26 protein-coding genes are annotated in these 24,082 nt (G+C 67.7%); 15 read left to right on the top strand and 11 right to left on the bottom strand.

The features are described 5' to 3' along the window. Positions 1 to 19: 19 nt before the first annotated feature. A complete protein-coding gene (locus KXJ60_RS08870; protein WP_291126419.1) occupies positions 20 to 1,348 on the bottom strand; it encodes a hypothetical protein in 1,329 nt (442 codons plus the stop codon). A gap of 117 nt (positions 1,349 to 1,465) precedes the next feature. On the opposite strand from KXJ60_RS08870, the gene gstA reads away from it, so the two are divergent. After that, a complete protein-coding gene (gstA, locus tag KXJ60_RS08865; RefSeq protein ID WP_291126417.1) occupies positions 1,466 to 2,071 on the top strand; it encodes a glutathione transferase GstA in 606 nt (201 codons plus the stop codon). Between the two features lie 92 nt (positions 2,072 to 2,163). Here the strand turns inward: gstA and KXJ60_RS08860 are convergent, their stop codons facing one another. Continuing rightward, entirely contained in the window at positions 2,164 to 3,387 is a 1,224-nt protein-coding gene (locus KXJ60_RS08860; protein WP_291126415.1) for a YbfB/YjiJ family MFS transporter, read from the bottom strand. Between the two features lie 129 nt (positions 3,388 to 3,516). Here KXJ60_RS08860 and KXJ60_RS08855 point away from each other — a divergent pair, with 129 nt between their 5' ends. Then, positions 3,517 to 4,884, top strand: a complete 1,368-nt coding sequence (locus KXJ60_RS08855) for a transaminase (RefSeq protein WP_291126414.1) — start codon at positions 3,517 to 3,519, stop codon at positions 4,882 to 4,884. 2 nt (positions 4,885 to 4,886) lie between these two features. On the opposite strand, the gene KXJ60_RS08850 is transcribed toward KXJ60_RS08855, so the two are convergent. Both KXJ60_RS08850 and KXJ60_RS08845 read right to left on the bottom strand, forming a co-directional pair. After that, positions 4,887 to 5,483: a hemerythrin domain-containing protein gene (locus KXJ60_RS08850; RefSeq protein WP_291126412.1), complete on the bottom strand. Its 597-nt coding sequence runs from the start codon at positions 5,481 to 5,483 to the stop codon at positions 4,887 to 4,889. A gap of 75 nt (positions 5,484 to 5,558) precedes the next feature. Next, complete coding sequence (locus tag KXJ60_RS08845; protein WP_291126410.1) at positions 5,559 to 7,877, bottom strand: heavy metal translocating P-type ATPase; 2,319 nt, start codon at positions 7,875 to 7,877, stop codon at positions 5,559 to 5,561. 135 nt (positions 7,878 to 8,012) lie between these two features. Here KXJ60_RS08845 and KXJ60_RS08840 point away from each other — a divergent pair, with 135 nt between their 5' ends. The 8 genes from KXJ60_RS08840 to infA all read left to right on the top strand — a co-directional run bounded on the left by KXJ60_RS08840 (position 8,013) and on the right by infA (position 12,635). Beyond that, a complete protein-coding gene (locus KXJ60_RS08840; RefSeq protein WP_291126409.1) occupies positions 8,013 to 8,210 on the top strand; it encodes a cation transporter in 198 nt (65 codons plus the stop codon). 5 nt (positions 8,211 to 8,215) lie between these two features. Beyond that, a complete protein-coding gene (gene cueR, locus KXJ60_RS08835) occupies positions 8,216 to 8,737 on the top strand; it encodes a Cu(I)-responsive transcriptional regulator (protein ID WP_291126407.1) in 522 nt (173 codons plus the stop codon). A gap of 65 nt (positions 8,738 to 8,802) precedes the next feature. Further along, positions 8,803 to 9,402: a Spy/CpxP family protein refolding chaperone gene (locus tag KXJ60_RS08830; RefSeq protein WP_291126405.1), complete on the top strand. Its 600-nt coding sequence runs from the start codon at positions 8,803 to 8,805 to the stop codon at positions 9,400 to 9,402. 414 nt (positions 9,403 to 9,816) lie between these two features. Then, positions 9,817 to 10,590: a septum site-determining protein MinC gene (minC, locus tag KXJ60_RS08825; RefSeq protein ID WP_291126403.1), complete on the top strand. Its 774-nt coding sequence runs from the start codon at positions 9,817 to 9,819 to the stop codon at positions 10,588 to 10,590. 37 nt (positions 10,591 to 10,627) lie between these two features. Continuing rightward, positions 10,628 to 11,443 (top strand): septum site-determining protein MinD, encoded by an 816-nt coding sequence (gene minD, locus KXJ60_RS08820; protein WP_291126401.1) that lies wholly within the window; start codon positions 10,628 to 10,630, stop codon positions 11,441 to 11,443. A gap of 3 nt (positions 11,444 to 11,446) precedes the next feature. After that, positions 11,447 to 11,707, top strand: coding sequence for a cell division topological specificity factor MinE (gene minE, locus KXJ60_RS08815; RefSeq protein WP_291126399.1), 261 nt, complete (start codon positions 11,447 to 11,449; stop codon positions 11,705 to 11,707). Positions 11,708 to 12,079: 372 nt separating this feature from the next. Then, entirely contained in the window at positions 12,080 to 12,352 is a 273-nt protein-coding gene (locus tag KXJ60_RS08810; RefSeq protein WP_291126397.1) for a hypothetical protein, read from the top strand. 28 nt (positions 12,353 to 12,380) lie between these two features. Next, the gene (infA, locus tag KXJ60_RS08805; protein WP_056265133.1) at positions 12,381 to 12,635 is read left to right on the top strand and encodes a translation initiation factor IF-1; all 255 of its coding nucleotides are present in this window, start codon (positions 12,381 to 12,383) and stop codon (positions 12,633 to 12,635) included. Between the two features lie 4 nt (positions 12,636 to 12,639). On the opposite strand, the gene KXJ60_RS08800 is transcribed toward infA, so the two are convergent. Together KXJ60_RS08800 and KXJ60_RS08795 are read right to left on the bottom strand one after the other, a co-directional pair. Next, positions 12,640 to 13,668, bottom strand: coding sequence for a patatin-like phospholipase family protein (locus tag KXJ60_RS08800; RefSeq protein ID WP_291126395.1), 1,029 nt, complete (start codon positions 13,666 to 13,668; stop codon positions 12,640 to 12,642). A 5-nt stretch (positions 13,669 to 13,673) separates the two neighbouring features. Continuing rightward, positions 13,674 to 14,771 carry a 3-deoxy-7-phosphoheptulonate synthase gene (locus KXJ60_RS08795; protein WP_291126393.1) on the bottom strand — a complete coding sequence of 366 codons (1,098 nt, stop codon included), beginning with the start codon at positions 14,769 to 14,771 and terminating at the stop codon, positions 13,674 to 13,676. 170 nt (positions 14,772 to 14,941) lie between these two features. Here KXJ60_RS08795 and KXJ60_RS08790 point away from each other — a divergent pair, with 170 nt between their 5' ends. Further along, entirely contained in the window at positions 14,942 to 15,436 is a 495-nt protein-coding gene (locus KXJ60_RS08790) for a hypothetical protein (protein WP_291126391.1), read from the top strand. On the opposite strand, the gene KXJ60_RS08785 is transcribed toward KXJ60_RS08790, so the two are convergent. The 5 genes from KXJ60_RS08785 to KXJ60_RS08765 form a co-directional block, all read right to left on the bottom strand. Further along, entirely contained in the window at positions 15,417 to 16,061 is a 645-nt protein-coding gene (locus tag KXJ60_RS08785; RefSeq protein ID WP_291126389.1) for a 3'-5' exonuclease, read from the bottom strand. The two genes, KXJ60_RS08790 and KXJ60_RS08785, sit on opposite strands and share 20 nt — an antisense overlap. Positions 16,062 to 16,162: 101 nt before the next feature. Then, complete coding sequence (locus KXJ60_RS08780) at positions 16,163 to 16,594, bottom strand: DUF4148 domain-containing protein (protein ID WP_291126387.1); 432 nt, start codon at positions 16,592 to 16,594, stop codon at positions 16,163 to 16,165. Between the two features lie 132 nt (positions 16,595 to 16,726). Beyond that, complete coding sequence (locus KXJ60_RS08775; RefSeq protein ID WP_291126385.1) at positions 16,727 to 17,149, bottom strand: PaaI family thioesterase; 423 nt, start codon at positions 17,147 to 17,149, stop codon at positions 16,727 to 16,729. A 35-nt stretch (positions 17,150 to 17,184) separates the two neighbouring features. Continuing rightward, entirely contained in the window at positions 17,185 to 18,534 is a 1,350-nt protein-coding gene (locus tag KXJ60_RS08770) for an MATE family efflux transporter (RefSeq protein WP_291126383.1), read from the bottom strand. Between the two features lie 166 nt (positions 18,535 to 18,700). Continuing rightward, positions 18,701 to 19,294 carry a TetR/AcrR family transcriptional regulator gene (locus KXJ60_RS08765; protein WP_291126381.1) on the bottom strand — a complete coding sequence of 198 codons (594 nt, stop codon included), beginning with the start codon at positions 19,292 to 19,294 and terminating at the stop codon, positions 18,701 to 18,703. Between the two features lie 137 nt (positions 19,295 to 19,431). Between KXJ60_RS08765 and KXJ60_RS08760 the strand changes: the two genes are divergently transcribed. The 4 genes from KXJ60_RS08760 to KXJ60_RS08745 all read left to right on the top strand — a co-directional run bounded on the left by KXJ60_RS08760 (position 19,432) and on the right by KXJ60_RS08745 (position 24,065). Continuing rightward, positions 19,432 to 20,391 carry a LysR substrate-binding domain-containing protein gene (locus KXJ60_RS08760; RefSeq protein WP_291126379.1) on the top strand — a complete coding sequence of 320 codons (960 nt, stop codon included), beginning with the start codon at positions 19,432 to 19,434 and terminating at the stop codon, positions 20,389 to 20,391. 96 nt (positions 20,392 to 20,487) lie between these two features. After that, positions 20,488 to 21,903, top strand: coding sequence for an FAD-dependent tricarballylate dehydrogenase TcuA (gene tcuA / locus KXJ60_RS08755; RefSeq protein ID WP_291126378.1), 1,416 nt, complete (start codon positions 20,488 to 20,490; stop codon positions 21,901 to 21,903). Next, a complete protein-coding gene (gene tcuB, locus KXJ60_RS08750) occupies positions 21,890 to 23,062 on the top strand; it encodes a tricarballylate utilization 4Fe-4S protein TcuB (RefSeq protein ID WP_291126376.1) in 1,173 nt (390 codons plus the stop codon). Before tcuA ends, tcuB begins: the two co-directional genes overlap by 14 nt. A 25-nt stretch (positions 23,063 to 23,087) precedes the next feature. After that, the gene (locus tag KXJ60_RS08745) at positions 23,088 to 24,065 is read left to right on the top strand and encodes a tripartite tricarboxylate transporter substrate binding protein (RefSeq protein ID WP_291126374.1); all 978 of its coding nucleotides are present in this window, start codon (positions 23,088 to 23,090) and stop codon (positions 24,063 to 24,065) included. Positions 24,066 to 24,082 lie beyond the last annotated feature (17 nt).

The following is a 24,082-nucleotide window of genomic DNA, read 5'->3' as shown; positions in this document are numbered from 1 at the left end:
GCGAGCGTCTCTTCGGGGCTCACTTGCCCAGCAGCCCCTTGAGGCCTTCACCAATGCGGTCGCCGATGTTGGCGCCCGCACCGGTGCCCACGCCGGGGGCGATCACGGTGCCGATGGCCGCACCCAGCAGGGCCGCGCGCGTGAGCATCACGGTGGGTTCGTCCACCGTCCCGCCCACCGCCAGCGGCACGCTCGCCACGCCACCGCTGGCGCCACGCGTCACGTCCACCCGCAAGCGGCCCGAGAGCGCGCGCGAGGGCGCCACCGCCACCTCGCCCGTGGCCGAGAGCAGCCCGGATCGGGCCACCAGCTCGCTGAGCTGCACCGCCTGCCCGCGCGTGCCCACCTCGCCGGTGAGCGTGTCCAGCCGCGTCACCCCGCCGCGCGAGAGGCCGACGGTGGCCACGGCCTCCAGCAGGTCGAGCCCCTGCAGCACCGCGCCGTCCACCTTGAAGCGCGTCTGCGTGTGCAGCGCCTCGCGCAGCGCTGCGCCGCTGCCGCGGGGGTTGATGCGGGCCGAGAGCGTGGTGTCGGCTTCGAGCCGGCCGGTGAGCGGGCGGCTGGGCGCCGTGAGGGCAGACACCTCCACGCCGCGCGTTTGCAGCGAGCCTTCCAGCAGCAGGTCGCGCGCCTTCGGGTCGCCGGCCACGGGCAGGGTCACCTTCAGCGGGCCTTGCACCGTGCCACCGCCCACGTCCAGCCGCAGTGTCCAGGCCGTCTGGCCACCAGCGTCTCGCGCCAGGCGCGCCTTCGCGCCTTGCAGCCCGCCCTCGGTCACCTGCACCTCGGCCTGCGCGGGCCAGCCGTCGTCGTCGAGCCGGGCGGTGGCCTGCACGGTGGTGCGGCGGCCTTGTTCGTTGACCCAGGTCACGCCGTCCAGCACCACGCTGCGCGGCAGCCAGCTCAGGTCGAGCGAAGCGCCTTCTTCTTCGGCCCCGGCGGGCCTGGGCGTTGCGTTGGCAGTGGGCCGCGCCGGGTCTTGCAGGCGTGCGCCCAGCAGCACCAGCGTGGCCTGCGGCAGCACCGCCTGCCGCACGGTGAGCGTGGACACCTCCAGACGGCCCGCCAGCAGCGCCGTCCACACCGGCCGGGCCTCCACACGGTCCAGCGTGAGCGCGGGCTGCGCCTGGATGTTCAGCCCCTCCAGCGCCACCGCCGGCAAGGGCCACACCGCCACCGTCACGCGCTGCAGGCTCACCGGCACGCCCAGCGCCGCGCTGGCCTCGCGCTCCACGCGCTGGCGAAAGCCGTCGGAGCCGGTCCACAGGTGCAGGGCAAACACCATCAGTCCGACCAGCAGCACGGTGAGGCCCAGGGCGAAGCCCAGAAATCGGAGGACGCGGCGCATGGCGGCATTGTGGGCAAGGCCGCGCCGCCTGTCCTGTGACCACGCCAAAGCCCCGCCGCCGGTAGCATCGGGGCCGATGCGCCAACCGGCGTCATCGCCATTTCAGGACGAACCCCCATGAAGCTTTACTACTCACCTGGCGCCTGCTCGCTCTCCCCGCACATCGCCCTGCACGAAGCCGGCCTGGCCTTCGAAGCCGTAGCCGCGCCCACCAAGACGCACAAGCTGCCCGACGGCACCGACTACTACACCATCAACCCCCTGGGCTACGTGCCCCTGCTGGAGCTCGACAGCGGCGAGCGCCTGCGCGAAGGCCCGGCCATCGTGCAGTACATCGCCGACCAGGTGCCGCAGAAAAACCTGGCGCCCGCCAACGGCACCATGGCGCGCTACCACCTGCAGGAATGGCTGACCTTCATCGGCACCGAGCTGCACAAGGGCTTTGGCCCGCTGTTCAACCCGGCCACGCCGGAGGACTACAAGACCATGACCAAAGACCGTCTGGCACAACGCCTGAAGTGGGTCGACAGCGAACTGGCCGGCAAGCCGTACCTGATGGGCGACACCTTCACCGTGGCCGATGGCTACCTGTTCACCGTCACCAACTGGGCTCCGCGCGTGGGTGTGGACATCACCGGTTATGCCCACCTGACCGCCTACCGCGCCCGCGTGGGCGCGCGTCCTGGCGTGCAGGCTGCGATGAAGGCGGAAGGCTTGGTCTAGACCCCCCCCGCGCCGCCTGCGGCGTCACCCCCCAGGGGGCATGCCCTGCGGCCCGGCGGAGCCGGTTCCGTGGGCATCTGGACGGGGCTACCTCACGCCAGCGATTTTTGGCGTGTGGCGAGGGCGGCGCCTACCCAGAGCGCCACGGCCGAGAACACCAGGCCACGCGCCAGGCCACCGGGGCCGTCGGCGATCAGGCCCACCACCGTGGGGCCGACGATCTGCCCGGCCGCGAACACGATGGTGAAGGCGCTGATGCCGGCCGCCCACTGCGCAGGCGGCAGGTTGTGCCGCACCAGCGCGGTGGTGGACGCCACCACCGACAGGAAAACACCCCCGAACACGAGGCCGGAAGCCAGCACCCAGGGCCAGCTGGCGGTGAGCGCGGGCACGATGGCCGCCACGCCCAGCAAGGCGTTCAGGCGCGCCAGCGCCTGGCCGTCGCGGTGGCGGTCCAGCAGCCCGGCCCAGATGCGCGACGAGGCCACCACCGCCGCCCCCAGCAGCGCATAAAACGCCGTGATGGCGCCCGGGGTGCTGCCCTGTTCGCGCAGCAGCGCGATCACAAACGTCATGTAGCCGATGTAGCCCACGCCAAAACCGGCATAGCCCGCGAGCGACGCCGCAAAGTCCCGCACACGGAACACGCGCACGCCACCGCCCTGCACGCCTGCGGCCGGTGCCGCCTGGCCCGCCAGCACGCGCGCGGGCCACACCATCAGCGCCGTGGCCAGCAGACACACCAGCGCCAGGCCCCACCACACCCAGGCCCATCCGTGGGCCTGCCCTGCGGCTGCCGCCAGCACCGGTGGCACCCCCAGCGCCGAGACCACGATGCCCAGGCCCGTGCCTCCGTAATACAGGCCCAGCAGAAAGCCGCTGCGCCGGGGCTGGCGCGCGCCCAGCCGCGCCGCCAGCAAGCCGCCGGCAATGAACACCAGCGCACTGGCCACACCCGCCAGCAGGCGCTGCGCCAGCAGCGGCGCCGCCGACGTGAAGAACCCGCTGAGCCCCATGAACAACGACGCCAGCAACGAACCCGACAGCAGCAGGCCCGTGGGCGACAGGCGCCGCATGAGCCAGGGCGTGACCAGCGCACCCAGCAGGTAGCCCAGCGCATTGAAGGTGTTCATGGCGCCGGCCAGCGTGTAGCTCCAGCCCAGGTCCTCGCGCATCGGCGGCAGCAGCAAACCGTAGGCAAACCGCGTGATGCCCAGCGACACCGCCGCCCCCAGCGACAGGGCCAGCGCCAGCCGCAGGTAAGGCGTCGTGTCGGGTGCGGGGGGTGTGGCGTCGTGCGCGGCGGTGTGGTCCATGGCCGGGCCATTGTGGTTCATCCGGGGCCCCGGCCAGCGGTGCCTGCAGCGGTGCCAATTCGGCGCGCCACGAAATGTCCACTGCCTGCCAACGCGCTGGGCGCGCGCTGTCGCACGTAAGCTGGCGCCATGACCTCTCAGCACCCGTCTTCCGACCGCATCGCCGCGTTGCAACAGGCCGAGCGCGAGCGCTTCATGGCCACGCACCCGGCCTCCCTCGCGCTGGCCGACGCTGCCCAGGCGCACTACCTCTTTGGCGTGCCGCTGCACTGGATGCGCGACTGGCCCAGCCCGGCCACCCTGTTCGTGAACGAAGCACAAGGCGTCACGCTGCAATGCGCCGACGGCCTGCGCTACACCGACTTCTGCCTGGGCGACACAGGCGCCATGTTCGGCCACAGCCCCGAGCCACTGGCACAGGCGATCGCGCAACAGGCGGCGCGCGGCCTCACCTGCATGCTGCCGGCGGCCAACACCTTGGCGGTGGGCGAAAGCCTGGCCCGCGTGTTCGGCCTGCCCATGTGGCAGATGGCGCTCACGGCCAGCGACGCCAACCGCTTCGTGCTGCGCTGGGCCCGCGCCATCACGCAGCGCCCGCAGCTGCTGGTGTTTGACGGCTGCTACCACGGTGCCGTCGACGACACCCTGGTGGACCTGGACCCCGTCACGGGCCACATGCTGGCGCGGCCCTCCGTGCTCGGGCAGGTGCACAACCACGCCCACTTCACCCGCGTGGTGCCCTTCAATGATCTGGCCGCCCTCGAAGCCGCGCTGGTGCAGGGCGATGTGGCCTGTCTGCTGGCCGAACCTGCGCTCACCAACTTCGGCCTGGTGCCCCCCGAGCCCGGCTTCTGGGCCGCTGCGCGCGCCCTGTGCCGCGCCCACGGCACGCTCTTCGTCTGCGACGAAACCCACACCATCTCCACCGCCCTCGGTGGCTACGCCCGTGCCAATGACCTCGCGCCCGACTTCCTGGTGGTGGGCAAGGCCGTGGCGGGCGGTCTGCCCTGCGCGGTGTACGGGTTCACGCAAGAAGTGGCTCAGCGCATGCGCCAGGCCAAGCAAGCCGCGCCCGAGGGCCACAGCGGCATTGGCACCACGCTGTCGGGCAATGCGCTGGCGCTGGCTGCCCTGCAGGCGGCGCTCACCCACCTGCACACCAACGCCAGCTACGCGCACATGCTCGCGCTGGCCGAACGGCTGGAACACGGCCTGACCGAACGCATCGAACACGCCGGCATGCCCTGGACCGTCACGCGCCTGGGTGCGCGCATGGAGCTGCAGTTCATGCCGGAGACGCCCCGACATGCGCAAGACGTGCGCGACCATGCGCGCGGCGAACTCGAAGCCCTCACGCACCTCTTCATGCTCAACCGCGGCGTGCTGCTCACGCCATTTCACAGCATGCTGCTGGTCTCACCCGCCACCACGGCGCAGGATGTCGAGCAACTGCTCCAGGTGTTCGACGCGCTGCTCGCCGCGCTCGCCGACCCCTGAATTCACTTGCCGCCCAGGCCCAGCGGCGCGGGTGCACGCAGCACGATGCGGGTGAACAGCCGGTCGAACTTGGGATCGCGCGGCAACCGGTAGCTCAGCGGGTCTTCGTGGCAGGAAAACTCTCTGTCCAGCACCCTCCAGTCTTCATCGGTCAACACCTGCTCGGCGATCGGGAGCAAAGCCGTTTCTTCCAGCCGCATGTGCTCCAGGTAGAACGCCACATAACGCACCGCTTCGTTTTCAAAGTCTGCGCGGTGCATCTCACCCATGTACTCCCAGGCCATCAGCAGGTGCATGAGCTCGCGCACACGCATCTCACCGCTCATGTGGTCGCGCTCAAGCTGTTCGATGGTGGGCAGCAGCTGCGGTGCCGCCCGCACCAGGCGCGGAAAGAGCAGGTTCGATTCCTTGGGGTGGTGGTTCTTCTCCGGGAACGCATCGATGTAGAACAACATGGCGCGCAGCACGTCAAAGTAACCGTCCCGGTTGCAGCCCACCATGGCGTCAGGCCCCACGCGCACCATGTGCGACAGCGACTGCAACATCGCGCTGAGGTTGGCGTGTTCGTCAAAGATCACGCGCATCGATTCGTGTTTCATGGGAATGCTCCGGCAGTTGACCCGAGCATGAAGCCACGCCAGGCGGCCCGCCTTGACGTGCGTCAACACATCCGCTCAGCGCCGGGGCGGTTTCCAGCGCTTGAGCAGCAATGCGTTGCTCACCACACTCACCGAGCTCAGCGCCATCGCCGCACCCGCCACCACCGGGCTGAGCACACCCAGCGCCGCCAGCGGAATGCCCGCCACGTTGTAGGCAAAGGCCCAGAACAGGTTCTGCCGGATCTTGCTCACGGTGCGCCGTGACACATCCAGCGCCGCCATCACCATCATCGGGTCGCCACGCATGAGCGTGATGCCGGCAGCGTGCATCGCCACATCGGCGCTGCCGCCCTGGCTGTGGCTCATGGCCATGCCCACGTCGGCGGCAGCCAGCGCGGGCGCGTCGTTCACGCCATCCCCCACCATCGCCACCGTGTGCACCGAGGCACCCGCTTCGTTCAGTCGCAGTTGACGAACCACCGCGGCCTTGTCGCCCGGCAGCACCTCGGCAATCACCTCACCCTGATCGGCGCGCAGACCCAGGCGCGCGGCCATGGCCAGCGCCGCGCCCCGGTTGTCGCCCGACACCATGAAAAGCCGCACCCCTTGCTCACGCAGCTGGCGGATGGCTTCGGCCGCACCCGCCTTGGGCTCGTCACCGAAAGCCAGCAACGCCAGCACCGACCACACCGCCGTGTCACCCGCGCCTGGCGTCTGATGGGCCAGCACCGACACCGTGGCACCCTCCTCTTGCAAGGCCTGGGCACGCGCCTGCAACGGGCCCAGCGGAGCTCCCAGTTCTTCCATCCAGCGCAAACTGCCCAGCGCCATCGGCACGCCGTTCACACGGCCCTGCCCGCCCCGGCCTGACACCGCCTGCACCGCCATCGCGGCATCGGGTGCCACGTCGATGCCCCGGGCCGCAGCGGCCTCCATCACCGCCCTGGCCAGGGGGTGCGCGCTTTGCGCCTGCAAGGCAGCGGCCGACAGGAGCACCACCTGCTCGTCCACACCCGGTGCCACGTCCATGCCGAGCAGGCGCGGATGGCCTTCGGTCAAGGTGCCTGTCTTGTCCAACGCCACGGTGTCCACCCGGTGGGCGATCTCCAATGCCTGCGCATCCTTGATGAGAATGCCGTGCTGAGCGGCCACACCCGTGCCGGCCATGATGGCAGCCGGCGTCGCCAGGCCCAATGCACACGGGCACGCAATGACCAGCACGGCCACCGCGTGCAGCAAGGCTTCTTCCATGGGCACGCCCACCCACCACCAGCCCACCAGCGTGGCCAGAGCAATCACCAGCACCACCGGCACGAACACCGCCGCCACCTGGTCCACCATGCGCTGCACCGGGGCCTTGCCGGCCTGCGCGTCCTGCACCAGGCCAATGATGTGTGCCAGCACGCTCTGCGCGCCGATGGCACGCACGCGCACGTCCACCGCACCTTCTCCGTTGAGCGAGCCACCCGTCACAGCATCGCCCACCTGCTTGGGCACCGGCAGCGATTCACCGGTCAACATCGATTCGTCGGCTTGCGTCTCTCCTTGCACCACCGTGCCATCGGCCGCAAAACGTTCACCGGGCAACACGCGGATCACATCGCCAGGCAGGAGTTCGTCCACCGCCACATCGGTCAGCTCGGTGCGGCGCACACCATCGGGCAGCAGGTGCGCGTGCGCAGGGCGCAACGCATGCAGCGCCCGAATGGCTGTGGTGGTCTGGCGCTTCGCGCGGGCCTCCAGCCACTTGCCGAGCAACACCAGCGTGATCACCACCGCCGAAGCCTCGTAGTACAGGTGGGCCATCTCACCTGCTTCGCCCCGCCACCACAACCAGGTGGACAACGCCCAGGCCGCCGATGTGCCGATCGCCACCAACAATTCCATGTTGCCGGTGAACGCCTTGAGCGCATGCCAACCCGCCCTGTAGAACCGCGCACCCAGCACAAACTGCACCGGTGTGGCCAGCACAAACTGCACCCAGGCGGGCAGCATCCAGTGCAGGCCGAAGAGGTCTCCCACCATCGGCACGACCAGCGGTGCCGACAACAACGCACCGATCAGCACAGGCCAGGCATCGCGTGGCACACCCATCACGCGCGGTTCGTCCACCGCGTCCATGGCTTCCACGTTGCGCGGTTCATAGCCCGCATCACGCACCGCGCGTTTGACGCGCGCCAACGACTCCGCAGCGTCACCTGCGCTCAGCATCACCCTGGCAGATTCGGTCGCCAGATTCACGGAAGCGTCGGTCACCCCCGGCTGCTTGCGCAGAGCCTTCTCGACCCGCGCGACACACGACGCGCAGGTCATGCCACCCACGCCAATGTCGATCTGGGTCAATGGCAAAGCGTGGGCAACGGAAGCTGGTGAAGGGTCGGTGATGGTGTCCATGAAGTCAGCATAAGCTTTGCCATCGTGGGAAGGTCAAGCGTTCCAGGCCGTCGCGGGAGAAACCATTTTTCTTGACCTTGACACGGTGTCAAGGATCAGAATGCGTTCATCCCAATCACTGAAAAGGATCGCAACATGAAACAAGTCCTCACCGTGCAGGGCATGACCTGCGGCCACTGCGAAAAGGCCGTAACCCAGGCCATCCGCCTGCTGGACCCCCAGGCCCGGGTGGTCATTGACCGCAGCCAGAACCGCGTCGAAGTGGAGTCCGCCCAGCCGCGCGAATCGCTGGAGCAAGCCATCCGGGAAGAAGGCTACGCGGTCGCGGCCTGATCGCCATGCCCGGAAAACCCACCGACGCCGACGCACCGATCCGCTGGCCGGTCAGCATCGGCAAGGCTGCCGAGCTCAGCGGCATTTCACCCAAGATGCTGCGCCACTACGAATCACTGGGCCTGCTGGCCGCCGTGCCCCGCACCGACAGCAACTACCGCCAGTACAGCGAAGCCGACGTGCACACACTGCGCTTTATCCGACGCGCACGCGACATGGGTTTCGGACTGGACGCCATCACCGAACTGGTGAGCCTCTGGCACAACCGCAAACGCAGCAGCGCGAATGTCAAACGCATCACGCAAAAACACCTGGACGAACTGGCCCAGCGCATCGAAGCCCTGCAGGCCATGCAGCGCACGCTGGGTCATCTGCTGCACCTGTGCCCGGGCGATGGTCGACCCGACTGCCCCATCCTGGACGACCTGAGCCAGCCCGCTTCCACATTTGCTGCACGAAGCGAGCCGAAACTTTACAAGCCCGCCACACCGGGGGCACAGCGCGGAAACACCCGCGCCAGACACTGAAGTCACTCCGCAGCCAGACACCCTGTCGTGTGGAGGTTCATCCTCAACAGTCACCAGGAGTTCTCATGAAATCGCTTCACCCACGCGCCCTGATCGCCGCCACACTGGCCACCGCCCTGGTCGGCATGTCGGCCACCGCCCTTGTGCAGGCCTCGGCCCTGCAGCCCTCGGCAGGCGCAACCACACCCGGCACAGCACAACTCGCCCAGGCCACCCCAGCCGCCAAGCCCACGGCACCCACGGCCGAACAGCGCGACCAGAAGCGCGCCGAACACATCGCCCGCATGCAGCAGAAGATGGCCGAGCGCCAGGCCGCATTCAAGACCGAACTCAAGCTCACGCCCGAACAAGAGCCGGCCTGGAACGCATTTGTGGCCCGCACCCAGCCCCAGGCACGTCCCGCACGCGAACACACCCGGGAAGACTGGTCCAAGCTGACCACACCGCAACGCCTGGACAAGATGCAGGCGCTCAAGGCCGAGCGCGATGCGGCCATGGCCAAACGCACCGACGCCATCAAGAGCTTCTACGCCGCACTGAACGCCGACCAGCAGAAGGTGTTCGATGCGAAATTCATGTCGGGCTACCAGCGCGCCGGCATGCGTGGCGAGCATGGCAAGCACCACCATCAGGGTGGCCACCAGCGCATGGGCGTGCCCGTCTGACCACCGGCCGCCAGCCCGAGCGGTGTTCTGTCTTCTTGTTCTTATAGATACTTAAATACTGAATAGCAGTAGTAGTAGAGGGCGCTGTCCGGTGTGGACAAGCGCCCTTTTTCTTGTCGTATCAAGGACTTGGCGCGCTCAGAAGCCTGTGTGAAGTGGCCGGTTTCTCAAGGTCATGAACTGGGATAACCCGCGAGCTGGCGCATCTTCTGTGGACAACCTGATGCTTGTTCAAAAGTTACACACAGGGTTGTGCCCGAAAGGGCGGATCGACCGTGTGAAACATGCCCTGACACCTGCACCGGGCAGCAGCGCGGGATGGCCCGACCCGGCTGTTAAGATGCGCCGCTTCCACAGCCACAGCTGCCGACCCGGCGTTCCAGCGGCTGGCCCGTTTTTGGATCTGTTTCGCCCATGTCTGTCGCCCTTGCAGGAAACGCGCCCGCCACTTTTGAGATCAAGAGTGCCCACCTGCCCCTGGTGGCCCTCATGCTCAAGTCGTCCGATCTCACCCGCCTGGCCGAAGAGCTGGCGCAGCGGTTCGGTGACATTCCCGACTTTTTCGACAACGACCCGCTGGTCATCGACCTGCACCCGCTCAATGTGGCCGAGGCCAACGCCTTGCCCGATTTCGGGGCACTGCAGACCTTGCTGCGGCAGTACCGCCTGACGCCGCTGGCGGTGCGGGGTGGGACCATCGAACAGACGTCGCTGGCCATGGCCGCGGGCCTCACGCCCACGCCCGACGCCACCGTGCAGCGCACGGCCCCGGCCACATCACCCACCGACATCGCTTCGGTGCGTGAGCCCGTTGCGCCGACGACACCCACCGCTCCACCCCCCGGTGCGCTGGTGATCGACAAGCCCTTGCGCTCGGGTCAGCAGGTCTATGCGCGTGGCCGCGACCTGGTGGTGATGGCCATGGTCAATCCGGGTGCCGAGGTCATTGCCGACGGCCACATCCACGTGTACGCGCCGCTGCGCGGCAAGGCCATTGCAGGGGCGCGCGGCAACGCCGATGCCCGCATCTTCGCCCTGTCGATGGCGCCCGAACTCATTTCCATTGCCGGCATTTACCGCACCAGCGAGGTTGCCCTGCCCGAATCCGTTCAGGGCAAGACCGCTCAGGTGCGCCTGGTGCCCGGCCCTGACGGCGACAAACTGGTGATCGACGCCATTGGCGCCTGAGACCGCCCCCACTGTTTGAATTGAAGGACTTCTCACCATGACCAAGATTGTTGTCGTCACCTCCGGCAAGGGCGGCGTGGGCAAGACCACCACCAGCGCCAGCTTCGCGTCGGGCCTCGCCCTGCGCGGCCACAAGACCGCCGTGATCGACTTCGACGTGGGCCTGCGCAACCTGGACCTGATCATGGGTTGCGAGCGCCGCGTGGTGTACGACCTGATCAACGTGATTCAGGGCGAAGCCAACCTGAACCAGGCGCTGATCAAGGACAAGCAGTGTGACAACCTGTTTGTGCTGGCGGCCAGCCAGACGCGCGACAAGGACGCACTCAGCCAGGAAGGCGTGCACAAGGTGCTGACCGACCTCACCGAGATGGGTTTTGAGTACATCGTGTGCGACTCGCCAGCCGGCATCGAGACTGGAGCGCTCATGGCCATGCACTACGCCGACGAGGCCTTGGTCGTGACCAACCCGGAAGTCTCCAGCGTGCGCGACTCAGACCGCATCCTGGGCATGCTGGGCAGCAAGACGCAGCGCGCCATCGAAGGCAAGGAACCGGTCAAGGAACACCTGCTGATCACCCGCTACAACCCGGGCCGCGTGGCCGACGGCCAGATGCTCTCACTTGAAGACATCCAGGACATCCTGCGCATCAAGCTCATCGGCGTGATCCCGGAGAGCGAAAGTGTGCTGACCGCGTCCAACCAGGGCACACCGGCCATCCACCTCAAGGGCACCGATGTGGCCGAGGCTTACAGCGATGTGATCGACCGCTTTCTGGGTGCCGAAAAACCGCTGCGCTTCATCGAGGCCGAGAAAGTGGGCTTCTTCAAGCGCCTGTTTGGAGGGAAGTAAGGCATGTCGATACTCTCCTTCCTGCTCGGTGAGAAAAAGAAGACCGCCAGCGTCGCCAAGGAGCGGCTGCAGATCATCCTGGCGCATGAGCGCAGCGGACGCAGCGCTTCCGAGCCGGATTACCTGCCCGCCCTCCAGCGTGAGCTGGTGGCGGTCATCAGCAAGTACATCAAGATCAACCAGGACGACATCAAGGTTCAGCTCGACCGCCAGGACAACCTGGATGTGCTCGAAGTGAAGATTGAGCTCCCGGATCGCAAGTAAGTCCCGGCCGCCAAAACGTGCTGCTGCGCGTTTTGCCGCGCCGTGTTACAGTGCGCGGTCGCCTTGAGCGACCAGCCGCGCCCCAGCTTCACCGCCAGGACGCACCCGCCCCCGGCAGAGGGGCTGCTGGTCCAGCCCCTCCAAGGCGCGTGCCACACGGCTCTCTCACAGCACCGTGGCCCTCTTTCTCCCTGCTGTTGCCGATGCCTCTGCCGTGGCTCGTGCACCGGTTCCGGCCTGATGCCTTGCGCGTTGGGCCAGTGCCGGAAGAACCGGTGGGGCACCCCGGCGCTTGGGGCTGCCACCTGTATGTGTTTCGGGCCGTACCGATGTCATGGCTTTGACCAGGGCTCTGGCCCACTGATGTTTTTGATGATTCCAACGATTTCCACGATTCCAACGACTGCCACGCACGCTCCCCTGACGCTGGGCAAGTACCGCATTGCGGCTTCCCCGCGGCTTCTCCCCGGTGGCCTTTTTGCTGCCCAGGTGTCCATCGCCAGCGGGCAAGGCAGTGCATCCACCGCCCGCGTGATGCGGTTCGACAGCGCTTTTGCCACACACGCCGCCGCGGCCGACTACGGCCTTGCGCAGGGCATTGACTGGGTGCACGATGCTGCCCGCCAGTCGGCCCGTCCCAACTGACCGATACACTTCAAGCAAAGGAAACACCATGGCCAAAGAAGAACTGATCGACATGATGGGCATCGTCAACGAGGTGCTGCCCGACACGCGCTTTCGCGTCACGCTGGACAACGGTCACCAGTTGATCGCCTATTCCGCCGGCAAGATGAAGAAGAACCACATCCGCATCCTGGCGGGTGATCGCGTTTCGCTGGAGCTCTCGCCTTACGACCTGACCAAGGGCCGCATCAACTTCCGCCACATCGAAGGCCGCGGCCCGATGGTGCCGCGCAAGCCGCGCTGATCCTTCAGTCAAACAGGGCTTGAAGGTCGACGCTGCTGCGTCGGCCAACGTCGGCATGGTGGGCCGACAGCCACGCGCTGCCGTGCTCACGGCCCAGCGCAAACAGCATTTCGAAAAAGCGCATGTTCGCGGCCACCTTGCTCTCGGTGCTCAGCTCGCGCATCACGTCACTGGCTTCGATCACGTGAAAGTGCGTGCCGGCCAGTCGCCGGTCCAGGTCGCCCCTTCGCCACCACGCGGTGCGCGCCGCCCGCTCCCGAAGGTCTGCAAACATGCGCATCTCGCGCAGGAACGTGGCGTTGAACGCCAGCTCCATCATCCGGCTGCGGATGTCTGGCGCTGACTGCGGCACGGCGCTGTGCTTTAGCGGCGCGAGCATGACCAGCAGGATGTCTCGCGCACGGCACTCGTGAAACAGCGGAAACACCGCCGGGTTTGCCGCATAGCCTCCATCCCAATACGGTTCACCATCGATCACCACGCTGCGGTGCAGGGTGGGCAGACACGCCGAGGCCAGCACGGCGTCTGGCGTGAGCTCTGGTTCGCGGAACAAGCGCAGCTTGCCGCTGTTGGCGTGGGTGGCGGCCACAAACAGCTTCACCGGGCTGTGCGCGCGCAGGCGCTCGAAGTCGACCTGCTTTGACAGGATCTGGCGCAGCGGGTTGAGATCGAAAGGGTTGAGCTGCTCGGGTGAGAAGTATTGCGTCCACTGCAGCAGGAGCTGCATGGCGGGCGCCAGCCGCATGTTTTTGCCGTCGGCCGTGGGCTGGGCCACTTCGAAAGGCAGGCTGGTGGCCACCGCGATCCAGAAGTCGCGCAACGCCGCACGTGCGCCGTCGGCGCCACCCACCATCAGGCCTTGCGCAAGCATTACCGCGTTCATCGCGCCGGCACTGGTGCCGCTGACGCCCTCGAATGGCAGCCGACCGTCTTCCAGCAAGGCGTCGAGCACGCCCCAGGTGAAAGCACCGTGCGCGCCACCGCCTTGCAGGGCGAGGTTGACAGCGGGCGCCGCGCGCCAGGCCAGGGCCATTGTGTTCAGCCTCGCGCGCGGCGCGCACGCACCGCCGCGGCCAGGCCTTCGAGCACCGGCATGGTCTGTTCAAACGAAATGCAGGCATCGGTCACGCTCACGCCGGCCTGCAGCGCCTGGCCGGGCACGATGTCCTGGCGGCCTTCATGCAGGTGGCTTTCGATCATCACACCCACGATGCGCCGGTCGCCTGCGGTCACTTGTGCCGCCACGTCGGCGGCCACGTCGATTTGCCGGCGGTGCTGCTTGCTGCTGTTGGCGTGCGACACGTCCACCATGACCTGCTCGCGCAGCCCGGCTTTGTGCAGCAGCGCGCAGGCGGCGCTGACGTCAGCGGCGCTGTAGTTGGGTTGTACGCCGCCCCGCAGGATGACGTGGCAGTCGTCGTTGCCGCGTGTCTCGAAGATGGCGGCCTGGCCCATCTTGGTCATGCCCATGAAGGCGTGCGAGGCGCTGGCCGCCTGGATGGCGTCGGACGCGACCTTCACACCGCCGTCGGTGCCGTTCTTGAAGCCCACGGGGCAGCTCAGGCCGCTGGCGAGCTGGCGGTGGCTCTGGCTTTCGGTGGTGCGCGCGCCGATGGCGCCCCAGCTCACGAGGTCGCTGATGAACTGGGGGCTGAGCAGATCGAGGAACTCGGTGCCCACCGGCAAGCCCAGCGCCAGCACGTCGAGCAACAGCGCCCGCGCCATCTCGAGCCCCTCGTTGATCGCGAAGCTGCCATCGAGGTGCGGGTCGTTGATGTAGCCCTTCCAGCCCACGGTGGTGCGCGGCTTCTCGAAGTACACGCGCATGACCACCAGCAGGTCTTGCTGCACGGCATCGGCCTGTGCCTTGAGCAGGCGCGCGTACGCCATGGCCTGTGCATGGTCGTGGATGGAGCATGGGCCGACCACCACCACCAGGCGATCGTCCTGCCCGTGCAGCACACGCGAGATTGCGGCGCGGCTGGACTCCACGAGTGCCTGGGCTTCGAGCGGTGCGGGCAGCCATTCCTGCAGCAGCGCGGGCGTGATGAGCGGGCGCACCGCGCCGATGCGCAGGTCGTCGATGCGGGTGGTGTCGTGGGTGGTCAGGACGGTGTGGGGGGTGTGGGTTTTCATGCGGGTCGGTGTGTCGTGTTCATGACAAAGGGTGGCGCCACGCCGTGGCAAATGCCCAAAAAGTCACGCAGCGGTGGATTCTGGGGCATGAGCGGGTTCAAGCCGGGCGCTCGCGGGTCGAAACAAGTTGTCACACACCCTTCTTGGGTGGCTCAACGACAGAGGCCCGCATGAAACCTTTTTACCTCGCGATGGCGGCGCTGTGCGTCACAGCCGGCCCGGTGCTGGCCCAGACCGCTCCCGCCAGCCCACCGGCCATGCAGCTCGATGCCCCCCGCAATGAGGTGTGGCTCAACGTGGGCGGCTTCTCGCGCCACTTCTCGCGCAGCAATGGGTACAACGAAAACAACCTCGGCCTTGGCGCGGAATACCGCACCAGCCCCGAGGTGTCGTACATGGCCGGCGCTTACTACAACAGCGTGCGCAAGACCACGACGTATGCCGCCGTGAACTGGCAGCCCTGGTCGATCGGTCCCATCAAGCTCGGCGCCACCGTGGGCGTGATGGACGGCTACCCGTCGCTGGCCAAGGGCGGCACCTTTTTCGCCGCCTTGCCCATGGCGACCTGGGAAGGCAAGCGCTATGGTGTGAACGTCGGCGTGATCCCATCCATCGGCAAGGTGGACGGCGCGGTGATTGTCCAGTTCAAGCTGCGCGTGTACTGAGCGCGGCAACATCCGCGCGCTGCGTGTGCGTCTGGATGAAGCGCGGCAGCGCAGCGCGCGTGCAGCGTTGCAGCGCCATGAGAAACGCATGATCGGGCACGCCCACGCCGTGGCGGGTGCGCAGGTCGTGCTGAATGCGGCCCAACAGCTCGGCGGCCATCTCGGCGTCGGCCAGTGCGCGGTGCGCTTGCCCGGTGCGTGGCAGCCGGAAAAAATCCACCAGTGACCCCAGTTTGTGGCTCGGCGCTTCGGGGTAGAGGCGCCGCGAAAGCAGCACCGTGCAGGCAAAGGGCTGCAAAGCTTGTGCACCAGCGCGCTCGAGCTCGGCCGCCCAGAACCGCCGGTCAAAAGAAGCGTTGTGCGCGACCATGGGCACATCGTCCACGAAGCGTGCGGCGTCTCTCATCACGGTTTCCGCCGTCGGGGCCGAGGCGATCATCTCGTTGGTGATGCCGGTGAGCTGTGTGATGAAACCAGGGATGCGCACCCCCGCGTTCATCAGGCTCTGGTAGCGGTCCACCACGCGGCCGTGTTCGGTGATGACGATGGCCACCTCGGTGGCACGGTCGCCCAGGCCTGGCGAGATGCCGGTGGTTTCAAAGTCGATGACGGCGATGCGGGACATGGGCTGAACTGTAGCGCCACGCCCGCCCTCACCCACCCGCCGCACAAGGCAGCAAGCCCCCGCGCCTTCGAGGGCGTGGGGGCTTGTGTGCGGTGAGTGGCTTAACGCAGTTGCAGCGTGGTGTCGCCCTGCAGCTGGCCCACCTGGGTGGACATGTTCACGCGCGGCTGCACGGGCTGCATGGCCATGGTTTGTGCGCTGTAGCGGCCGGGGTTGAGGTCGCGGTAGGTGGCGCCGGTCTGGCCATCGGCCACCAGTTCACCACGCGCCCAGGCGTCGCGCAGCTCGGCTTGCACTTCGGCACGCGTCTTCATCGACGTGGCGGGCATCGCGCTGTAGCGGCCGGGGTTGAGGTCGCGGAAGGTGGCGCCGGTCTGGCCGTCGGCGATCAGGGTGCCGTTGCGCTGGGCTTCCATGAGCTCGGCGCGGACCTGGTCACGCGTCTTGGGGGCGGAGGCGTCGGCTGCGAAAGCCATGCCGGCGGAAGCGGTGGTCAGGGCCAAGGCGATGAGGGAGAGGCGTGCGGTTTTCATGAGGGTTTCCTTTCGGTTGTGCCGGCAGAGCCAGCGTTGGGTTGCCCACTGAATACGCGTTAACCCTGCCCTCTGGATTCAAAAAAAATCGGCATCGACACAAATGCTCACAAAATCGCGGGCGGACCCTTGTCAGGCACTGGCCTTGGGGTACAGCACCATCTGCGTGCAGCGAAACAGCGCAATGGTCTTGCCCGTGTCGTGGTGGGTGACGACCGCGTCCCACACCTGCGTGGTGCGGCCCACGTGCGCGGGGCGTGCCACGCACTCAATGGTGCCTTGCAGTGCGGTGCCCAGGTGGTTGCTCTTGAGTTCGATGGTGGTGAAGCCGTTGGCCTCTTTGGGCAGGTTGGCCACGCAGCCATAGCCACAGGCGGTGTCGGCCAGCGTGACGATGCTGCCTGCGTGCAGGAAACCATTCGGGGCCATGGTGTGCGGCTTCACGGCGAGCTCGGCGCGCACCTCGGCCGGGCTCACGAGCGTGAACACCAGGCCCAGGTGGCCGGGCAAGGCACCTTCGCCGCGTGCGTTGAACTGCTGGGTGAGGTCGGTCATGAAGGTCTCCTGGGGTGATGAAGGAAAGAAGGGATTCAACGTGTCCAGCTGCCCATGCGGATGGCGATGGCGAGCGTGGAACCATAGACGACCAGGCTGAAAGCGATCACAGCAAAGAGGGCCGTGGCGGACGTCTCGAACACGTGCACGCACAGCCAGCCGCCCACCACCAGCACCACGAGGCGGCCCATGCTGGCGGTGAGCGGCCAGAGCATGCGGCCTGCGCCCTGCGATGCAAAGAACAGCGCCAGCCCCAGGCCGAAGAACGCGTAGCAGCCGCCCACGATGCGCAGGTAAGGCGCGCCCACGCCAAGCACCTCTGCGTCTTGTGTGAAGAGGTTCATCCACAGCCCAGGCGCGATGGCGGTGACCACGCCGATGGTGCCGGTGATGGCCGCCACCACACCGCCACCGAGCCAGGCCACACGCACCGCGCGCGCCGACTGCCCCGCGCCCATGTTGGTGGCCACCATGGCGGTGAGTGCCGTGCCGAAGCCAAAGGCAATGGGCACCAGGATGTATTCGAGCCGCGCGGCCACGCCATAGCCCGCGAGCGCGGCCGTGCCGTAGTGGCCCACGAAGCCCGTGGCCACCGCAATCGAGGCGTTGCTGATCACCGGGCTGAGCGAGGCCGGCAACCCCACGCGCAGGATGTCGCGCCAGAGCGCTGCGCGCGGCAACCAAGCGGTGCGCCTCAGGTTCACCACGCCCTGGGGGCGCAGCAGGTAAGCCACCATCACCAGCGCAGAGAGCGCGTTCACCGCGAGCGTGCTGGCGGCAGCGCCGCCCACCCCCATGCCGGGCAGCGGACCCCAGCCAAACACCAGCAGAGGCGCCAGCGCCAGGTGCAGCAGCGCGGTGCCCAGCAACAGCAAGGAAGGCAGCAACATGTTGCCCGCGCCGCGCACCACCGCCGCGAGCACGTTGGTGAACCAGATGACCGCCGCGCCGCCAAACAGCACCTGGGCATACGCCAGCGCCGCGCCCAGCGCGGCACCGCGCCCGCCCATGCCGCTGAAAATGCCGCGCCCGAAACCCAGCAACGCCACCATGAACAGCACCGCCAGCAAGGCGGCGATCAGCAGTGCCTGCTGCGCGAGCCGGCTCGCATCCTCATGCCGCCCCGCACCCAGTGCCCGCGCCACGGCGGCCGTGGTGGCGCCGCCAATGCCGCCGGCCGACATCTGCAGCATCAGCATCGAGAGCGGAAACACCAGCGCGATGCCCGCGAGCGCATCGGCACCCACCCGCCCCAGGATGTAGCCGTCGTAGCCGATGACGACGGTCGTGGCAAACAGGCCCATCACATTGGGCGTGGCCAGTTGCAGCAGCGTGGGCAGCAAGGGCGCGTGCAGCATCTGCTGCACCCGGTTCTGGGCGGTCATGCGCGCGGGCCCCGCAGGCAGGTGCGTTGGATGGAGGCGGTGGCTGGGTGGCGTTTCATGAGGGGAGTCCCGGGCGGATGGAAGCGCCCTCGAATATGACGGGTGTCATATTCAAGGGTGAAGGAGATCTGGACCGCGAACGCGGTGGCAGGGTGAAGTCCATGGCTCAGCCGGGTGAGCCGGTGGTGTCGTGTTGCGCCAGCAAGGTGCGGCGGTTGGCGGCCAGCAAGGCGCGGCCTTCGGCGTTGTCGCCCAGCGCGCGCGCCAGCTGCAGCGCGCCCACCATCTGGCTCGCCAAGGCGGCTGCGGTGCCCGGCGCGGCGCCTTCGGGCAGCGCGCGCTCCACCGTCGCCACCAGGCCGCGCACGCGCTGCGCAGCGGCCTCGCGCACATCGGCCGATTGGCGTGGCATCTCGGACGCGAGCGCGGCCACCGCGCAGCCGGTCTCGGTGCCACCCAGGTGCGCATCCGACAGGTAACCCTCCACCAGCGCGCGCAACGGGCTGGCCCCGGCGGCGGCGCGCCGGGCCGTGCTTTTGGCGATGCGCTCGGCGCTCTGCTGCCCGGCGTGCGCCAGGGCCTCGGCCAGCAGCGCGTCGCGCGAGGCGAAGTGCGCATAAAAGCCGCCGTGCGTGAGCCCGGCCTGTTTCATGATGTCGGCCACGCCCACCCCTTGAAACCCCGCGCGGCGGATCGCCTTGGACGCGGTGTCCAGGATGCGTTCGTGCGTGAGGGCCTTGCGGTTGGGCGCGATTTCCATGGTGGCGGGAGTGTAGCGGGAAATATGATGATCGTCATATTTCCCAGCTGAATGGCCCATCGTTGGCAAGGGCACAGACCCGCATGCGATCATTCCGCACATCACGATGTGTGATGGCAACCGACGGAGCACGCCCCATGGAACTGCGACAACTGCGCTACTTCGTGCGGGTGGTGGAGCTGGGCTCCATGGGCCGCGCGGCGATCGACCTCGACCTCGTGCAGTCTGCCCTGAGCCAACAGATCAGCCGCCTGGAGAGCGAGCTGAGCACCCGGTTGCTGCAGCGCACGCCGCGTGGCGTGGTGGCCACCGAAGCGGGTGCCGCCTTCTTTCGCGAAGCGCAGCTCACGCTGCGCCATGCCGCGCAGGCGGTGCGCGCGGCGCAGCAGGCCCGGCTCTCGGGTTCGGTCAGCGTGGGGTTGGCGCCCACGACCGCGGCCATGCTTGGCCTGCCCTTGATGCAGGCCATGCAGGCCCGGTACCCGGACGTGCGGCTGCACATGGTGGAGAGCATGTCCGGCCACCTCGCGTCCCTGCTCAATGCGCGCGAGCTGGACCTGGCTGTGCTGTTCGATGCACGCCTGCAATCCCAGTCCGAAGGGGCTGGCAGCCGCCTCTGGCAGGTGCAGTCCCTGCTGTCGGAAGACCTGTTCCTCATCGGTGCCCGACAGCCTGACCGTGTCTGGCCGCCATCGCTGCCGCTGGCCGCGCTGGCGGACGAACCCCTCATCCTGCCGACCGGTCCGCACGGGCTGCGCAGCACGCTGGACGCGGCTTTCGCGCGTGCCGGTGTGGAGCCGCGCATCGTGCTGGAGGTGGACTCCCTCGCCATGCTGATGGCCGCCGTGGACGCCGGTCTGGGCACCACGCTGCAGCCGCGCGCCGCGCTCGGCCGTTTCCCCGATGCCCAAGAACGCTTCGACGTGGTCCGCATCGAAGACCCCCAGGCCAGCCGCGTCAACCTGCTCTGCAGCCTGTCGGAAGACGAGCTCTCGCCTGTGGCCCTGGCCGCGCGCGTCGTGATCCGCGACACCGTGCGCGAATTGGTGAACAGCGGCCGCTGGCCTGGTACCCACCTGACCCATCACGAACCGTGATGCCCTCATGCCGTCGGTGTGCTTCACCGGCGGCGGCTCGCTCCCTACATTGGCGACCAGCACCGGGCCTTGCCGGTGCGCTGCAAGGAGCGAAGAGTGGAACCCGATGTTCTGGTGATTGGAGGCGGTAACGCCGCCCTGTGCGCGGCGCTCATGGCGCGCGAGGCCGGTGCCAGCGTGCTGCTGCTCGAGGCCGCGCCTCGGGCATGGCGCGGTGGCAACTCTGCTCACACCCGCAATCTGCGCTGCATGCACGACGCGCCGCAAGATGTGCTGGTGGAGGCCTATCCCGAAGAAGAGTTCTGGCAAGACCTGCTCAAGGTCACCGGCGGACAAACCAACGAACACTTGGCGCGCCTGACCATCCGCGCGTCGTCCCACTGCCGCGACTGGATGCGCCGCCATGGCGTGCGTTTTCAGCCACCGCTATCCGGCGCGTTGCACGTGGCGCGCACCAACGCCTTCTTCATGGGCGGAGGCAAAGCCCTGGTGAACGCGTACTACCGCAGCGCCGAGCGGCTCGGTGTGGGTGTGCGCTACGAAACGCCGGTGGACCGCATTGAAATGCGGGACGGCCGTTTCATCGCGGCGCACACGCGGGCTGGCGAACGCATCACCGCCAAGTCCTGCGTGCTCGCTGCCGGCGGTTTCGAATCCGACCTCGCCTGGCTGCGTGAAGCCTGGGGGCAGAACGAGCGCGGCGAGTGGCCCGCCGACAACTTCCTCATTCGCGGCACCGCCTACAACAAGGGCGTGCTGCTGCGCCACCTGCTCGACGACCACGGCGCCGACCGCATCGGTGACCCCACCCAGGCGCACATGGTCGCCATCGACGCGCGTGCACCGCTGTACGACGGCGGCATCTGCACCCGCATCGACTGCGTCTCGCTGGGCGTGGTGGTCAACCAGGAGGCGCGCCGCTTCTACGACGAGGGCGAAGATTTCTGGCCCAAGCGCTACGCCATCTGGGGCCGCCTGGTGGCCCAGCAACCGCAGCAGATTGGTTACTCGGTCATCGACAGCAAGGCCATCGGCCGCTTCATGCCGCCCGTGTTTCCGGGCGTGAAAGCCGACACCCTGCCCGACCTCGCCCGCCAGCTCGGCCTGGACGTGGACACCTTCATGCACACCCTCAACAGCTACAACGCCGCCTGCCGCGTTGGCACCTTCGACCACACCGCGCTCGACGACTGCCACACCGACGGCGTGACACCGGCCAAGACCCACTGGGCGCGGCCCATCGACACCGCACCCTTCTACGCCTACGCCGTGCGCCCCGGCGTCACCTTCACCTACCTGGGCCTGCGCACCGACGACACCACCGCGGTCCGCTTCAACGACCAGCCCAGCCCCAACCTGTTTGTGGCTGGCGAAATGATGGCCGGCAACGTGCTCGGCAAGGGCTACACCGCCGGGGTGGGCATGTCGATCGGCACGGCCTTTGGCCGCATCGCGGGCACCCAGGCCGCACGCGCCGCACAGCAGCAAGGAGCCCGCCATGCAAGCGCTTGAAGCCCTCACCCGCGACGCACGCGCCCTCGCCGCTGGCGACATCGTGCTCTCCGCACCCGAGGCCGAAGTGGCGCGCGAGATGCAGATCTGCAATGCCTGCCGCTACTGCGAAGGCTTCTGCGCGGTGTTCCCGGCCATGACGCGCCGGCTCGAATTCGGCAAGGCCGACATCCATTTCCTGGCCAACCTCTGCCACAACTGCGGCGCCTGCCTGCATGCCTGCCAGTACGCGCCGCCGCACGAGTTCGCCATCAACGTCCCCAAGGCCATGGCCGAGGTGCGCGGCCAGACCTATGCCGACTACGCCTGGCCACCTGCGCTGGGCAAGCTCTACCAGCGCAACGGCCTCACGCTGAGCGTGGCGCTGGCCGCCGGCCTGGCCATCTTCCTGCTGCTGGCCGTGGCGCTCAAGGGCAGCCTGTGGCCCACCGACCTTGCGGGCAACTTCTACAACCTGTTCCCGCACAACCTGCTGGTGAGCCTGTTCGCGCCGGTATTCCTTTTCGTGGTGTTGGCGCTCGGCATGGGCGTCACACGCTTCTGGCGCGACGTGACCCCCGCCACCAGCGGCGCGCCGCTGAATCTGCCGGCCACCACAGAGGCCACGCACGCAGCACTGCGCCTGAAGTACCTGGACGGCGGCCACGGCGACGGCTGCCCCAACGAGGACGACGCCTACACGCTCTCGCGCCGCCGCTTCCACCACTTCACCTTCTACGGTTTCATGCTGTGCTTCGCCGCCACCAGCGTGGCCACGGTCTACCACTACGTGTTCGGTTGGGTCGCGCCCTACGAGCTGCCCAGCCTGCCCAAGCTGCTCGGCGTGTTGGGGGGCGTGAGCCTGCTGATCGGCACTGTTGGCCTGTGGCGCCTGAACCGCCGCCGCCACCCGCTGCATGGCGACGTGGCGCAAAAGCCCATGGACCTGGGCTTCATCGCCCTGCTTTTTCTCACCAGCGCCACAGGCCTGGCGCTGTGGCTGCTGCGCGGCACACCCGCGCTGGCCATCGCCCTGTGCCTGCACCTCGGTGCGGTGATGGCCCTGTTTGCCACGCTGCCCTACGGCAAGTTCGCCCACGGTGTGTTCCGCACGGCGTCGCTGCTGCGGTTCGCGGTAGAGAAGCGGTTGCCGAACCCGGTGGGGCTGAGCGCGGATTGATTCACCCACCCTGAAAGAGACCACGATGAACAAACGACAACTGCTGCTGCGGGCCATCGCCATCACCACCGCTGCGCTGATCTTCGGGCCCGCACAGGCCCAGGACTTCCCGCCCAAGAAGTCGGTCACGCTGGTGGTGGGTTTCGCCGCTGGCGGTGCCGCCGATGCGGCCGCGCGCCTGATCGCGAAAAAGCTCGCGTCCAACATCGGCCAGTCGGTGGTGGTCGACAACAAGGGCGGCGCGGGCGGCAACATCGCGCACCAGTTCGTCGCGAATGCCGCGCCCGACGGGTCGGTGTTGCTCTTCGGCTCCATCGGCCCGCTGACCATTGCGCCGCACATCATGAAGGTGCCGTACGACCCGTTCAAGGACCTTGCCGCCGTCTCCGGTGGCGTGAACTTTCCCAATGTGCTGGTCGCGCACACCGGCCTGGGTGTAAAGAACCTCGCGGAGTTTGTTGCGCTGGAGAAAAAGAAGCGCGGCAGTCTGGACTACGCCTCCACCGGCGCGGGCTCCGCCTCGCACCTGGCCGGCGAGCTCTTCAACCAGCGCGCGGGCATCGACATGGTCCACGTGCCCTACAAGGGCGGAGCGCCGGCGCTGCAAGACCTGCTGGGCGAACGGGTGGCGTCTTACTTCGCCGCGCCACCCACGGCCCTGCCGCACATCGAGACCGGCAAACTCGTGCCGCTGGCCACCACCGGCCTGACCCGGCCCGCTTACCTGCCCAACATTCCCACCGTGGCCGAGGCCGGCTACCCGGGCTTCGAGGCCCTGAACTGGTACGCCTTCGTGGCGCCGGGCAAGACACCTTCACCCCTGCTGGAGCGCTGGAACCAGGAGATCGTCAAGGTGCTCAACGACGCCGAAGTGAAGAGCGCCCTGAATCAGCACGGCCTCACGCCCCAGCCCATGAGCCGGGCCGAACTCACCGAGTTCATGCGCAAGGAAGATGCGAAGTGGAGCGCCATCGTGCGCGAACGCAAGATCACCGCCAACTGATGGCGTGAGGCAAGCGC

The sequence above is a fragment of the Hydrogenophaga sp. genome (genome assembly GCF_019264445.1).
Classification (GTDB): Bacteria; Pseudomonadota; Gammaproteobacteria; order Burkholderiales; family Burkholderiaceae_C; genus Hydrogenophaga.
Note: the sequence above shows the minus strand (reverse complement) of the source record. Positions and strands in the feature narration are given on the sequence as shown.